This is a genomic window from Arthrobacter sp. zg.Y820, assembly GCF_030125555.1.
Lineage (GTDB): Bacteria > Actinomycetota > Actinomycetes > Actinomycetales > Micrococcaceae > Arthrobacter_B.
In genome coordinates, this window is sequence record NZ_JASKLX010000009.1 from 449,097 (window position 1) to 461,972 (window position 12,876).

At 66.6% G+C, this 12,876-nt stretch carries 12 protein-coding genes, 1 tRNA gene and 1 pseudogene; 4 read left to right on the forward strand and 10 right to left on the reverse strand.

The features are described 5' to 3' along the window. Positions 1 to 2 precede the first annotated feature (2 nt). On the reverse strand, positions 3 to 488 hold the full coding sequence (locus QNN99_RS11080; RefSeq protein ID WP_442860515.1) for an FHA domain-containing protein FhaB/FipA: 486 nt from the start codon (positions 486 to 488) through the stop codon (positions 3 to 5). Continuing rightward, positions 488 to 1,216 (reverse strand): FHA domain-containing protein, encoded by a 729-nt coding sequence (locus QNN99_RS11085; protein ID WP_229966500.1) that lies wholly within the window; start codon positions 1,214 to 1,216, stop codon positions 488 to 490. Before QNN99_RS11085 ends, QNN99_RS11080 begins: the two co-directional genes overlap by 1 nt. 453 nt (positions 1,217 to 1,669) lie before the next feature. Between QNN99_RS11085 and QNN99_RS11090 the strand changes: the two genes are divergently transcribed. Next, positions 1,670 to 1,752: transfer RNA gene (locus QNN99_RS11090), tRNA-Leu, on the forward strand. A 233-nt stretch (positions 1,753 to 1,985) separates the two neighbouring features. Here QNN99_RS11090 and QNN99_RS11095 read toward each other — a convergent pair. Beyond that, on the reverse strand, positions 1,986 to 2,417 hold the full coding sequence (locus tag QNN99_RS11095; RefSeq protein WP_229966501.1) for a DUF5997 family protein: 432 nt from the start codon (positions 2,415 to 2,417) through the stop codon (positions 1,986 to 1,988). 192 nt (positions 2,418 to 2,609) lie between these two features. Between QNN99_RS11095 and QNN99_RS11100 the strand changes: the two genes are divergently transcribed. Beyond that, on the forward strand, positions 2,610 to 3,404 hold the full coding sequence (locus QNN99_RS11100) for a LysR substrate-binding domain-containing protein (protein ID WP_229966502.1): 795 nt from the start codon (positions 2,610 to 2,612) through the stop codon (positions 3,402 to 3,404). Positions 3,405 to 3,424: 20 nt separating this feature from the next. Here the strand turns inward: QNN99_RS11100 and QNN99_RS11105 are convergent, their stop codons facing one another. The 4 genes from QNN99_RS11105 to QNN99_RS11120 all read right to left on the reverse strand — a co-directional run bounded on the left by QNN99_RS11105 (position 3,425) and on the right by QNN99_RS11120 (position 8,152). Next, positions 3,425 to 5,155 (reverse strand): cation:proton antiporter, encoded by a 1,731-nt coding sequence (locus QNN99_RS11105; protein WP_229966503.1) that lies wholly within the window; start codon positions 5,153 to 5,155, stop codon positions 3,425 to 3,427. Positions 5,156 to 5,224: 69 nt separating this feature from the next. Beyond that, positions 5,225 to 5,998: a metal-dependent hydrolase gene (locus QNN99_RS11110; RefSeq protein ID WP_229966504.1), complete on the reverse strand. Its 774-nt coding sequence runs from the start codon at positions 5,996 to 5,998 to the stop codon at positions 5,225 to 5,227. A gap of 165 nt (positions 5,999 to 6,163) precedes the next feature. Further along, entirely contained in the window at positions 6,164 to 7,564 is a 1,401-nt protein-coding gene (locus tag QNN99_RS11115) for a GntP family permease (protein WP_229966505.1), read from the reverse strand. Between the two features lie 69 nt (positions 7,565 to 7,633). Beyond that, complete coding sequence (locus QNN99_RS11120; RefSeq protein ID WP_229966506.1) at positions 7,634 to 8,152, reverse strand: gluconokinase; 519 nt, start codon at positions 8,150 to 8,152, stop codon at positions 7,634 to 7,636. A 173-nt stretch (positions 8,153 to 8,325) separates the two neighbouring features. Between QNN99_RS11120 and QNN99_RS11125 the strand changes: the two genes are divergently transcribed. Continuing rightward, positions 8,326 to 9,033 (forward strand): FadR/GntR family transcriptional regulator, encoded by a 708-nt coding sequence (locus QNN99_RS11125; protein WP_229966507.1) that lies wholly within the window; start codon positions 8,326 to 8,328, stop codon positions 9,031 to 9,033. A 90-nt stretch (positions 9,034 to 9,123) separates the two neighbouring features. Here QNN99_RS11125 and QNN99_RS11130 read toward each other — a convergent pair whose 3' ends face one another. Continuing rightward, complete coding sequence (locus tag QNN99_RS11130; RefSeq protein ID WP_229966508.1) at positions 9,124 to 9,621, reverse strand: Dps family protein; 498 nt, start codon at positions 9,619 to 9,621, stop codon at positions 9,124 to 9,126. A 248-nt stretch (positions 9,622 to 9,869) separates the two neighbouring features. On the opposite strand from QNN99_RS11130, the pseudogene QNN99_RS11135 reads away from it, so the two are divergent. Beyond that, positions 9,870 to 10,313 (forward strand): annotated as a pseudogene (locus QNN99_RS11135) (SRPBCC family protein); the annotation flags it as partial. 193 nt (positions 10,314 to 10,506) lie between these two features. Here QNN99_RS11135 and QNN99_RS11140 read toward each other — a convergent pair. Together QNN99_RS11140 and QNN99_RS11145 are read right to left on the reverse strand one after the other, a co-directional pair. After that, positions 10,507 to 11,991, reverse strand: a complete 1,485-nt coding sequence (locus tag QNN99_RS11140; RefSeq protein WP_229966509.1) for an FAD-dependent oxidoreductase — start codon at positions 11,989 to 11,991, stop codon at positions 10,507 to 10,509. 2 nt (positions 11,992 to 11,993) lie between these two features. After that, positions 11,994 to 12,791: an SDR family oxidoreductase gene (locus QNN99_RS11145; protein ID WP_229966510.1), complete on the reverse strand. Its 798-nt coding sequence runs from the start codon at positions 12,789 to 12,791 to the stop codon at positions 11,994 to 11,996. Positions 12,792 to 12,876 lie beyond the last annotated feature (85 nt).

Below are 12,876 nucleotides of genomic sequence, written 5' to 3' on the forward strand. Positions count from 1 at the left end.
GGCTATGGCCTCAACTCAAGGACCGTCTTACCGATGCGGATGGGAACTCCCGGTTCCACCGGCAGGGCACGCGTCAGCTGGCTGCCGCCGAGGAAGGTGCCGTTGGTGGAGCCGAGGTCCTCGATGAACCAGCGGCTGCCCTGGGGGAACAAGCGGGCGTGGCGGCCGGAGGCATAGTCGTCCTCCAGCACGAGCGTGGCTTCCTGGGCGCGTCCCAGCAGAATCGGGCTGGAGGCCAGTTCCAGGGTGGTGCCGCGCAAGGGTCCCTCGGTCACGACCACCTGGCGCGCGGGGGCCTTTGCCGGAGCGGGAACCTGCTTCTCCAGGGCCGGATTTCGGCGGACCTGCCGCGCGCTGGGCGTACCGGTCCGGTTGCGGCTGCCGACCACCAGATCGCGGCGGATAGCACCGACAACACTGACGACCATCACCCACAGCAGGATCAGGAACCCGTACCGGAGCAGGGTCACAATCAATTCACCGCCCACTAACGTCCCCCGGCCCGAACCGGAAGGAGCCGGAACGTAATTCGGGTGCGACCCATGGCAATAGTGGAACCATCCGTAAGATCTGCTTCCCCTTGTACTTTTTGGCCGTTGACGAAGCTTCCGTTTGTGGAACCGAGGTCGATGGCGCGGCTGACACCATTTTCGGTGCGGATTTCCAGATGCCGGCGGGAAACGCCGGTGTCATCAACGAGGATATCCGCCTCGGAGGACCGGCCGAGAACAACCGACGGAGCATTCAGTGAATACCGTTGGCCGTCAATGTCCAAAACGGGCTGCATCCGACCCGGGCCCTGGCGCGGGCTGGGCGGGGTTACCTGGCGCGGAGCGGGTGCCCCGGCCTTTTCCGTTGAGGAATCCACCTCGAGGACGCCGGGCTTCAGTGCCGAGTCGCGCGTGAAGGACACGCGGACCGGTCCCTGGAGAGTGTAGGACTGGCTCCTGGCGTGCTTGATGACGACGTCGCACAGCTCCTCGGCCAGCGGTGCGCCCCATTCCTGGGCGCGCTTGAAATCGGCGTCGGACAGCCGGGCAGTAAAGACGTTCGGTGCCAGCGTGCGCCCCTGACCCACGGTGAAGGAGCGTTCATCGAGTTCGCGCCGCATGGCGATGGCCAGCTCCAGGGGTTCCACTCGGCCGGATGAGCCCGAGGAGAAGGCACCGCGCACCACTTTTTCGATTCCGCGTTCGACGTTGTCGAGTAAGCCCATGTTCGCCTCCTTCCCTAGGTCCTGATTCTGTCTTCGATGTCCGGCGGACACTCCGGCAAATCGTTGGGCCAACGTGCAAAGTGGCGGCCCCGGACGCATCGGAGGTGCCCCTTGGGGCGAATCCGGCGCAGCGGCAAGGCAGGCCAAAAGGTACACAGGTCCTCTTCGATAGTACTGGGGACAGCTGAGAAATGTCTTAACGCGGCTCCGGCGCCGGGAGGGTGTCGGGAGGGTGTCGGCTGGGCGGGCGCCGGCACAGGTTCGACGCCGGAACTGCTTCCCGAGGAAGTTGGGGAACCCAAAAACCGCGGAATCACAGGGTTTATGGACGGCTGTTCCGGCCGTTTAGGTGTTTGCCCAAAATATGGGTATGCTTGATTCTGCTGTTCCCGAGGAATCGAGACGCCAACGGTTGTGAGACTGAGGGCACACGCTCCACGGGAAACCATTTAGGCGCGAGTGGCGGAACGGCAGACGCGCTGGCTTCAGGTGCCAGTGTCCGAAAGGGCGTGGGGGTTCAAATCCCCCCTCGCGCACAAAACGAATCACCCCGGTTGAACAGACCGGGGTGATTTTTTTATGCCCGACGGCGGCGGCTGCCCGGCACGTCCGGCGGCGGTCGGCGGCGGATCAGCCCCATCGTCGGGCCTTAACGCCGGAAGGCCGCCGGTAAACCGGCAGCCTTCACTCCCGGCGCTGTTCCTCGGTTGCCCGTGGAACCGCGCCATCCTTCGTACAGCTAACCCCCGCTGAAGCCCTTGGTGAGGTTCTAGCGGCGCTGTTTCGGCGGCTTAGCAGCGATGTGCGCGGCGTCCCTGGCCTTGCGCTCCTTCTTGGCCTCTGCTTCCTTCACACGCTTGGCCTCGTCGCGCACAGCAGCAAAGCTGGCGCGTTCTTCAACCAGCCAGGCCGGCGGTGCGGCCAGCAGTGCAGTGATTTCAGCGGTGGTCAGGGCGTCCGTGATGCCGGAGCGGGTGAGGCCGCCAATGGAAATGTTGAGTTTCTGGGCCACGACGGGACGGGGGTGCGGGCCGTTGCGGCGCAGGTCAATGAGCCACTGCGGGGGATTGGCCTGAAGCTCATCAAACTGGGCCCGGGAAATAGGCCCGTCCTGGAACTCCTGCGGCGCGGCGGGCAGGTAGATGCCCAGTTTCTTGGCTGCCGTGGCAGGTTTCATGGATTGGGATTTCTCGGAAGTCATCTAATAAGGGTATCCGGCGCAGGAGACCTGGGTATCCCGCTGCGGGTGCTCCGCCGTGGATGCTGCCGAATGGGGGAGCACACGGGGAGCACACGGGGAGAACACGAGGGTGAACACGAGGGAGAACAGGGGCAGCACACGGCGGAGAACACTGCGGAAGGAACGGTGACTCTCCTGGGCTAACCTGAAAAGGTGCCAACAGAAACCCCCCGCCACAAGCCCCGCCCCGCCCGTCCGCTGACGCTGGCCTACGTTCCCGGCGTGACGCCCGGCAAATGGATTGGCCGGTGGAACGAACGGCAGGACCGTGAACTGCAGGCCTATCAGTGCCCGGAAGACGCGGTTCTGGATGAACTGCGGGCCGGCCGGGCCGACGTGGTGTTTGTCCGTGTTCCGGACGAGGGCTACATCCGTCCGGCCGACCTGAGCGTTGTCGCCCTCTATGACGAGCGTCCGGTTGTCGCTGCCGCGAAGGACTCCGCGGTCGCCGCGTTCGATGAACTGGATCTGGCGGATCTGGCCGGCGAGAACCTGCTGGACCTGCAGGAAATGGGCGGCGCCGACGTCGGCATGGAAGTGGTGGCCTCGGGCGCGGGCCTGCTGATCCTGCCCATGGCCGTGGCCAAGCTGTACTCGCGCCGCGACGTCGTGTCCCGGCCGGTGTCCGGTGTTCCCGGCACCCGCATCGCTGTTGCCTGGCTGGAGGACACCGAGGACGCGGGGGTCGAGGAGCTGGTGGGCATTGTGCGCGGCCGGACGGCCAACAGCTCGCGCCAGCCCTCGGTCCAGGCGGAGCAGAAGACCACGGCCCGGCAGCGGACCAAGGAACGCCAGAGCAGGAGCGGGGACAAGGCATCGCCCGCGGCGAAGTCCGGCGGCCGCTCCGGTTCGAAGGGCAGCGGCGGTGCGAAGGGCAGCGCCGGCGGCAAGGGAACTGCGGGCGGCAAGGGCAAGGGAAGCCGCAAGAGCGGCAAGCCGCGCCGCTAAACAGCCCCGAGCCGGCCGGACTAGCGCTCGCCCAGCCGCGGTTTCAGCCGGGACTCCTCCAGATCGAGCAGCCGCTGCGCGTCCGCTAGGGTCCGGGACGGGAAATATCCCTCCCTGCGGGCCAGCAGCAGGGCCTCGCGTTCGGCGTCCACAACGGCGCGCCGGAGTTCGCGGTACTGCAGCTGCGGAGTGGGGGACGTGCCGACACCCAGGGCCTTGACCCGCTCCCAGGCCAGTTCGCTGCGCAGGAAGGTGCTTTGCCGCACCCGCTCCACCACGTCCGGGTCCACATCCACGTCCTGCTGCAGACAGGCCTGGGGATCTTCCAGGACCTTCAGTCCGGCGTCGCTGATCTGATCCAGCAGGGTGGCCAGGCTGCGCTGGTCCGCCGCGGCGTTCGCGCCACGGACCCCCAGGATCCGAATCATCCACGGGAGGGTTCCGCCCTGCAGCAGCAGCGTCACCACGGCCACCGTGAACGCGATCAGCACCAGCTGCTCCCGGTACGGGGTGGTTTCCGGAAGGGACTGTGCGGCGGCCAGGGTCACCACGCCCCGCATGCCGGACCAGCCAATGACCATGCCGCCGCGCCAGTCCAGGCCTTCACTGCGCAGCTGCGTGATGTCCGCCCGCCGGCGCCGGTAGAGGTCCTCCGCGCGATCGGCGCGGCGCCGGGAGCGTTCGTTCCCCGGTTCCTGCTCCTTGAGCCGGTCCAGCGCCGCGCGGAACCGGTGGGTGCGCCGTTCCTGGTAGCCGACCTTGGCGCGCAGCAGCAGGATCAGCGGGCCCATCCACGCGAAGCGGAGAAGGATCAGCAGAGCGGTGACAGCCAGGCCGATCCCCACCGACTCGCCGACGGTCAGCAGATCCGGATTGATGTTCTCCACCAGATAGCGCAGTTCCAGGCCCATCAGCAGGAAGACGCCGTTTTCCAGCAGGAACTGGACGGTGTGCCAGTTGACGCTGTCATTGATCCGCGCCTGGGCGCTGAAGGCGGATGCGCTGCGGTGCCCGGTGTACAGCCCGGCCACCACCACGGCCAGCACGCCGGAGGCATGCATTTCCTCGGCCGGAATGAAGGCCAGGAAAGGCACCACGAAGGAAATGGCGGTGTCCAGGGTTGGATCGTTGAGTTTGGAACGGATCCAGACGGTGGCGACGCCCACCAGCAGGCCGACGACGACGGCGGCCGCCACTGCGAACCCGAAGTCCGCCACTCCGGCCCAGATGCTGGACAGGCTGCCGGCGCTGACGGCCAGCGCCGAGCGCAGCAGCACCAGCGCGGTGGCATCGTTGACCAGCCCCTCGCCTTCGAGCACCGTCACCAGCCGCGGCGGCAGGCCGAGTTTCTTGCCGATGGAGGTGGCGGCGACGGCGTCCGGCGGGCTGACCACGGCGCCCAGGGCGATGGCGGCGGCCAGGTCCAGGTCCGGCAGCAGCAGGTAGAGCAGCAGGCCGGTGGCGGCGGCGGAAAACAGGACCAGAAAGACCGACAGGCTGGAAATGGCGCCAAAGTTCCGCCGGAAATCGACCACGGGAACGTTTACCGCGGCGGCGTAGAGCAGCGGCGGCAGCACTCCCATCAGGATCACGTCATGCGGAACGGTGAACGTCGGCAGCCCCGGCAGGTAGGACAGTCCGAGTCCGACCACCACCAGGATCAGCGGCGCGGCAATGCCCAGGCGCTTGGAGAAGGCGGCGACGGTGACGATGACGGCCACGCCGATGACAGCAAAGAGAGCTAGTTCCACGGTTCCATTATCCGCCAGAGTCGTTCACAGCTGTGAACGACCCCGTTTTCCTCCGCTGAGCGCTAAACGCTATGCCACTGCCCAGGAGGTCAGCGTCAGGAAGGCGGCATGGACCACCCCGTAAATGGCGTAAACGGTGACCGGAACCATGAGGGCCCATTCGCGCCAGGACCCCGCGGCGCCGATCAGCGGCAGTGACATGCAGCCGCTGCTGCGCCACAGCTTGTTCAGCACGGGCATGCCCGCCAGGGACCGCGGACGCTTGATCCGGAGCGGCCACAGGATCATGACCCCCTGGTGCGTCAGCAGGTCGCCGACGATGTGTACGGCGACACCCAGCCCAACGGCCACGGGCAGCCAGTCGTTGTTTTCCGGTGCGTAAATGGCAATGAAGGCGGACAACCCCAGCGCCAGCAGCCAGCTGCGGCCCGGGCCGCCGGCTATCTTGAGCGCCTTCAGCGCGAACCCCATCAGGAGCACTGACAGCAGTCCGGCACCCACGGCCAAGGAGCCGAAGAAGGGGACGACGGCGGTGACCTTGCCCAGGGCCGTGGCCAGTGCGACGAACACCGCCAGTCCGAGCAGGGAGTGCGTGCCGCGGCGGTGTCCGCCGCTGATGCGCTCGGTGATCCGGGCCAGGATCTTCGTGATCGGCGGCAGGGAATGGGCAATCGTTCCGCTGTGATGGTCGAGGTCCGGAAGCAGGGCGGCCCCGGCGGTGAGGAGTGCCCCGGTGACCACGCCCAGGGGAGTGACCGGATACCAGCCAAGGGCGTGCGGTGCGGTTGAAGCGACGGCAATCCAGGCTGCGGCGCCTGATGCTGCGTGATGACCACCCATCATGGTGCGTGGGGTCCTTCCATAGGGCGGTGTGAAGCACCGAAAATTTCGTAACTTCTTATGCTTTCACGCGGCACTGACACTTCTTTCCCGGCAGTTCCTGCAGTACCTCCGGACGCAGCGACGGCGGGACACCCGTGAAGGTGCCCCGCCGTCGTCGTGCGCTGTTTAGCCCAGCGACGCCAGGCCGAAGATCACTGCCGCTATGGCAAAGCCCATGACGCCGATCAGGGTTTCCAGCACCGTCCACGTTTTCAGCGTGGTCTTCACATCCATGCCCATGAAGCGGCCCACCAGCCAGAAACCGGAGTCGTTGACGTGGCTCACCACCACCGAGCCGGCGGCCACGGCGATCACCATGGCGGCGGTCTGGATCGTGTTGTAGCCGGCCTCGAGCACGCCCGGGGCGATCAGGGCGGCCGCAGTGGTCAGGGCCACGGTGGCCGAACCCTGGGCAATGCGGAGGATGGCGGCAATCAGGAAGCCGGCCAGGATCAGCGGAACGCCCAGATCGCTGAGCACCGAGCCCAGGGCGTCACCGATGCCGGAGGTGCGCAGGACTCCGCCGAACATGCCGCCGGCGCCGGTGATCAGGATGACTGAGCAGACCGGGCCCAGGGCGGACTCCAGCACCTTTTCAATGGCGGTCTTGGACTCGCCGCGCCGGGTTCCCAGCACCACGCAGGCCACGAGGAGGGAAATCAGCAGCGCCACCGGCGTTTCCCCCAGGGTGCGCAGGAAAGCGAACCAGGGCTGTTCGGCGGCTTCGGCGGAGATTACGCTGGCCGAGGCCAGCGTGTTCAGCCCGGTGTTCAGGAAGATCAGGACCAGGGGCAGCAGCAGGACGGCCACCACGGTGCCGAACTTCGGGGGGTTCTTGATCTCGTCGCCGTCGATCTCGCCCAGGACCGCGGGCACCGGCAGGACGAACTTCTTGCCGGCCCAGAGACCGAACAGGTAGGACGTGACGTACCAGGTGGGCAGCGCTACGACGAGGCCCACAAGGAGGACGACGCCGATGTTGGCCTCGAAGAACCCGGAGGCAGTGACGGGGCCGGGGTGCGGGGGCACGAAGACGTGCATGACGGAGAAGGCGCCGGCGGCGGGAAGGCCGTAGCGCAGGACGCCGCCGCCGAGGCGGCGGGCCACGGAGAAGATCACCGGAAGCATGACCACAAGCCCGGCGTCAAAGAAGATCGGGAAGCCGAAAATCAGGGAGGCGACGCCCAGGGCGAACGGGGCGCGCTTTTCGCCAAAGGCCCGGATGAGGGTCTCGGCCAGCACCTTGGCGCCGCCGCTGGTTTCCACCAGCCGGCCCAGCATGGCGCCGAGGCCGACAAGCAGGGCAACGGTGGCCAGCGTCGAACCGAAGCCGCCGGTCAGCACCGTCACCACGCTGCTGGTCGGGATTCCGGTGGCGAAAGCCGTCAGCAGGCTCACCAGGATCAGCGAAACGAACGCGTGCAGGCGCAGCTTCAGGATCAGGAACAGCAGCAGCGCAATGGCCCCTGCCGCGATCAGGAGGAGAGGGCCCGCACCGAGGGTTTGGGACCAGCCTTCAATTGTCATGGATGTGCTCCGTTGCTAAATGAGAAACTGCTGCTGGGCGTGGGGCTGCGGCGGCGCCGGAGCCTGGGGTCAGTTGCTGGGCAGGTTCAGCCGGGTCAGGATTTCCGCGGCGATTTCCGCCGGAGGTTTGAGAATGTCGACGACGACGCCCGGCTCGTCCTCGGCCAGCGCCTCCAGGGTGCTGATCTGGGACGGAAGCAGGGAGGCGGGCATGAAATGCCCGCTGCGGGTCTTCATCCGTTCGCTCAGCACCGCGGCGTCACCGTTGAGATGGATGAAGTGGACCTCGCCGGAGGCGGTGACCAGGACATCGCGGTAGGCGCGCTTGAGCGCGGAACAGGTGACGATGGTGGATCTTCCGTTGCCGGCCTGGGTGTCCATCCAGTTCCGGATGGAGTCCAGCCACGGCCAGCGGTCGTCGTCGTTGAGGGGTGTTCCGGAGGACATCTTGGAAATGTTGGCCTCGGGGTGGAACTCGTCGGCCTCGGCGGCAATCCAGCCCAGGTGCTCTGACAGCAGCGTGGAGATGGTGGTCTTGCCGGAGCCGGAAACGCCCATGATGACGAGGTGCTGGGGGGTGGGGATCATGTTCTCTCCTTGGACGCCGTTGTCGCCGGAAGCCGGGCTGGCCCCCTCCTAAGTGATCTGAGGACAAAGGTATCACCATATATGTGATTGATAACACCAATGCGCGCTAGGCTTGGTTTTCGATCCTGCCGTACGGATCGGCAGTCATCCGGGTCAGTATTTAGGGGAACAGCATGGAGCGCAGCTTGCCGCCGCGGGCGGCGGCAGCCGTCATGAACGGCGCCATCATCGACGCCATCGGCGCAGACATCATTGCCGGCGTACTCCTGCCCGGAGCCCGGCTGACACTGGAGGGCCTGCAAGAGGAATTCGGTGTGTCGCGCACCGTGGTGCGGGACTGCATGCGGATCCTGGAAGCTCTGAATCTGGTCTACTCCAAGCGCCGGATCGGCATTGTGGTCCAGGAGCCGTCCCACTGGAACTGGTTTGATTCCCGGATCATCCGCTGGCGCCTGAACGGGCCGGGACGGGATGACCAGTACCGGACCCTGACCGAGCTGCGGGTGGCAGTGGAACCGATGGCGGCCTGCGGCGCCGCCCGGCACGCCGGCGAGGAGGACCGCAAGGCCCTGGTGGAGCTTGCCGCGCGCATGCGGCTGCTCGGTGAAGAAGGGCGGTTGGACGCCTTCCTCGCCGCGGACATCGCCTTCCATACCCTGCTGCTGCGCACCAGCGGCAACGAAATGTTTGCATCCCTTGACGCCGTGGTGGCGGAAGTGCTGACCGGACGGACCAAGCAGGGCCTGATGCCCGACCATCCCCGCGAAGTGGCGCTGCAGGGCCACGAGCGGGTGGCGCGGGCCGTGGCCGACGGGAACGGCGACGAGGCGATGTTCCAGATGACGGAGCTGCTCGAAGAAGTCCGCAACGCAGTGGCGTAGGCCAAAACCCGCCCGCCCGCCCAGACGGCAGCGGCCGGCCTTCCCGCAGGGGAAGGCCGGCCGCTGGTCCGACGCTGATGCCGGATGTGCCTATACGGTTGCCTGCGAGTTGGCGTGCTTGGGGGTGACCACCGAGGCGGTGGGCTTGACGTTTTCGGCATTCACCATCCAGGCATACTGTTCCAGCTTGCTGATGAAGCCGTGCAGGATATCCGCGGTGGTGGGATCTTCCTCATCCACCTGGTCGTGGACCTTCCGCATGGTTCCAACAGTGGCTTCCAGCAGCGCGACCGTCAGGTCCACGGTGTCCTTGGTGTCCACCAGTCCGGCGGGGAAGGGAGCAAGCGAGGTGCCCGCGGACACGGCAACGCTCCGGCCGTCCGGAACAGCCTCAAGGGCGCGCATGCGCTCGGCCAGCTCATCGGCGAACAGGCGGGCATCTTCGATGATTTCATCGAGCTGCAGGTGAAGGTCGCGGAAGTTCTTGCCCACAACGTTCCAGTGTGCCTGCTTGCCCTGCAGGTGCAGTTCGATGAGGTCCACGAGGACGGCCTGCAGATTGGTGGTCAGTTCTTTAGAAGCCTTCACGTTTCCTCCAATAGTGACGAAAAATGTTGCCGAAAGACGCCTGCGCAGTCCGCTTCCCGGGACCGGGACGAGCCGCCGCAGCCGCCAACCTAAGTAAGCTTACCTTCTGGTTGAACTCCGCGGGCCCGTTGGGTAGCGTGAGGTGCCGGGCCGCAGAATTACGTCCGCCAGGCACAAACCGGGCAACCGCTGTCCGACGTACGCACGATAGCCGAATAATGCAGGATCCGACTACCGGAGGGACCTCCATGACCACCGTAGAAGAATCAGTTGACGTTGCTGTGCCCGTATCCGCTGCGTATAACCAGTGGACGCAGTTTGAATCATTTCCGCAGTTTATGGGTGGCGTTGAATCAATAACCCAGGTTTCCGAAACACGAAACCACTGGATCACTAAAATCGGCGGGGTGGAACGTGTTTTCGACACGGAAATCACCGAACAGCATCCGGACGAGCGCGTCGCCTGGAAGAGCACCGACGGGACCTCCCACGCCGGAGTGGTGACTTTCCACCGGCTGGGGGACTCGGAAACCCGTGTCAGCGTCCAGCTGGACTGGGATCCGGAGACCTTCATCGAGAAGGTGGGGTCCGTCGTCGGGGCAGACGACCGCCAGGTGAAGTCCGACCTCAAGCGTTTCAAGGAGTTCATCGAGGGCCAGGGAGCGGCGACCGGCGCCTGGCGCGGCAACATTGACGCCCCGCCGTCGGCGACTGCGGCAGCCCCGACCTCCACCTCGACGTCCGGGCTGGCAGCGGCGCCCGAGTCTGATCCCGCCATGGATGATCCGGAATCCGGCGGTCCGCGCGCCGGGTTCTAGCCGGCGCGGGACGGATGGCGGTGCCGGACCCCGGTCCGGCCTGACGCACAGCCCGAAAGGCCGTGCATCAGGCCGGATCCAGGCCCCGGACCGCGGGGCCTTCCAGCAGTTTCCCGTCAGCGGCAAAGCGGGAGCCGTGCAGCGGACAGTCCCATGATGCCTCGGCGTCGTTCCAGGACAGCACTCCGGCCAGGTGCGGGCAGACTGCCGAAACCCGGGAGACTTCGCCGTTGACCGTGCAAACGCCCACCGGCTTCGCCTTTCGGCGCACGACTTTCCCCTGGCCTTCGGGCGGAGCGGCCTGATCCGTGCCGGCCATCGAGGAGGCCCAGCCCGCCAGCATCTCCAGCCCCACTTCAGCGTTGTCCCGCGCGGCGCTGAGCACATCCCGGGAGGAGAGCTTCGGCGAATACCAGTTCCGCGTCCGGCTGTCCTCGGCGGCGGGCGCCATTGCCTCGGCCAGGACCAAGGCGGCAGCGACGGCATTCGTCATGCCCCACTTGTTGAAGCCGGTGGCGGCAAAAATGCTGCCGTCCCCGAACGGCACCTGCCCCACATAGGGCAGGCCGGCAGCCGGTTCGTAGTCCTGGGCGGACCAGGAGTAGGCAGGGGATGAGACGGCGAAGTGGTTCCGCGTCCAGCCGGCCAGATCATCCACCAGCGCCTGCGGGTGCGGATGGCGTCCGACGGCGTGTCCGTTGCCGCCTGAAATGAGGTAATCAGTGCCTTCGACCCGCGCGGTGCGCAGCGAACGGGAGGGTGAATCGATGGACAGATACATTCCCTGCGGAACGTCTCCCGTGACCGGGTGGGCCATCGCGTAGGACCGCAGCGGCAGGAGCCGGGCAAAATATCCGCCGCGGTCCAGGACCGGGATGCCGGTGGCCAGCACCAGATGCTGGGCGGACACCGAGCCGGAGGACGTGATGACGCGGACCCGGTTTCCGGAGGCGGTGCCGGCTCCGGTGACGCGGACACCCTGGACCAGGGTTCCGCCCTGTGCGCGGAACTCCGCGGCGAGCGAAGCCAGTGCCTGGAGCGGATGAATCTGCGCCTGTCCGGCGAGCTCCAGGGCACCGGAGACGGCAAACGGCAGCTCGGTGTCCCGGGTCATCCGCACCGCAAGGCCCGCGGCGGTGGCCGCCGACAGCTCCTTGTCCAAACTTCGCCGGCCGCCGTCGCCCAGCGCATAGGTGTACGCGGTGCGGATGTCGTGGTCGACGTCGTGTTCCCGGCAGAATTCCAGCAGCCAGTCCTGCCCGGCCCGGTTGGCTTCCACGTAGTCCCGGACGCCGTCGGGCCCCTGATGGGAGGCGATGCGTGACAGCTGCAGTCCTTGGAGCAGGGACAGTTTTGCCGTGGTGTTTCCGGAGGTGACGGCTCCGGCCTGCCTGGCCTCCAGCACGGCAACTTTTTGGCCGCGGCGGGCCAGGAGCAGGGCGGTGGTGAGCCCGGTCAGGCCGGCGCCGGCCACCACGGTGTCATAGGACCCGCCGGGCACAAACGCATCGGCGGAGATGGACGGGGCGCTGGCCAGCCACAGCGATTCCATGGTCAGGCTTCCAACCAATCGGTGGAGGTGATGTGCGAGCCGCCCTGCGGTCCCATCTGCAGCATTCCGCCGTCCACAGGCCAGGAAGCGCCGGTGACGTAGCTGGCCGCGGGGGAGGCGAGAAAGGCCACGACGGCGGCGATTTCCCGGGCATCCCCGGGCCGGCCCAGCGGGATGCCGGGGCGGTCGGTCCGGTGCGGATCCTCGTTGTGCTGGCCGGTCATGGGGGTGGCGATCTCGCCGGGGGCCACGGAGTTCACGGTGATGCCGTAGCGGCCCAGTTCCAGCGCCATGACCTTCATCAGGCCGCCCAATCCGTGCTTGGAGGCCGTGTAGGCTGCCGACCCCACCCGCGGCTGTGTTTCGTGGACGCTGGTCACCGCAATCAGCCGTCCCTCCTCACCGGCCTCCACCATTGTCCGGGCGGCGTGCTGCAGGCAGACGAAAGCCCCGTTGAGGTTGGTGTCCAGGGTCTGCATCCAGGTTTTGTAGTCCAGATCCAGAAAGGGCGTCCCGTCCCCGGCGCCGGCATTGTTGACAAACACCTGCAGGGAGCCCAAATCCTGCACCAGCTGGTCGATGACCCGGCCGCAGCCGGGCAGGTCTGTGGTGTCCAGCTGGGCCGTGAAGGCCCGCCGGCCGTGCGACCGCACCTCGTCCGCGGTTTCCTTCGCCCCCTCTTCATCCGTGTGCCAGGTGATGCCGACATCGAGCCCGGCCGCCGCCAGTGCGACGGCGGTGGCCCGGCCGATCCCGGAGTCCGAGCCGGTGACGATTGCGGTGCGCGGGGTGAAAACCATGACTGCCTTCCCTTTCAACCAGTGGTACTAAGCATGCTTCCCATGTTCGGGCCATTGTGCAATGGTTGAAGAACCATTCCTCGCG

What these genes read in the sequence shown, in the direction of transcription:
- QNN99_RS11110 (WP_229966504.1), bottom strand. Translation starts at nt 5,998, where the DNA reads ATGATGGGTGGTCATCACGCAGCATCAGGCGCCGCAGCCTGGATTGCC.
- QNN99_RS11115 (WP_229966505.1), bottom strand. Translation starts at nt 7,564, where the DNA reads ATGACAATTGAAGGCTGGTCCCAAACCCTCGGTGCGGGCCCTCTCCTC.
- QNN99_RS11085 (WP_229966500.1), bottom strand. Translation starts at nt 1,216, where the DNA reads ATGGGCTTACTCGACAACGTCGAACGCGGAATCGAAAAAGTGGTGCGC.
- QNN99_RS11145 (WP_229966510.1), bottom strand. Translation starts at nt 12,791, where the DNA reads ATGGTTTTCACCCCGCGCACCGCAATCGTCACCGGCTCGGACTCCGGG.
- QNN99_RS11125 (WP_229966507.1), top strand. Translation starts at nt 8,326, where the DNA reads ATGGAGCGCAGCTTGCCGCCGCGGGCGGCGGCAGCCGTCATGAACGGC.
- QNN99_RS11120 (WP_229966506.1), bottom strand. Translation starts at nt 8,152, where the DNA reads ATGATCCCCACCCCCCAGCACCTCGTCATCATGGGCGTTTCCGGCTCC.
- QNN99_RS11140 (WP_229966509.1), bottom strand. Translation starts at nt 11,991, where the DNA reads ATGGAATCGCTGTGGCTGGCCAGCGCCCCGTCCATCTCCGCCGATGCG.
- QNN99_RS11095 (WP_229966501.1), bottom strand. Translation starts at nt 2,417, where the DNA reads ATGACTTCCGAGAAATCCCAATCCATGAAACCTGCCACGGCAGCCAAG.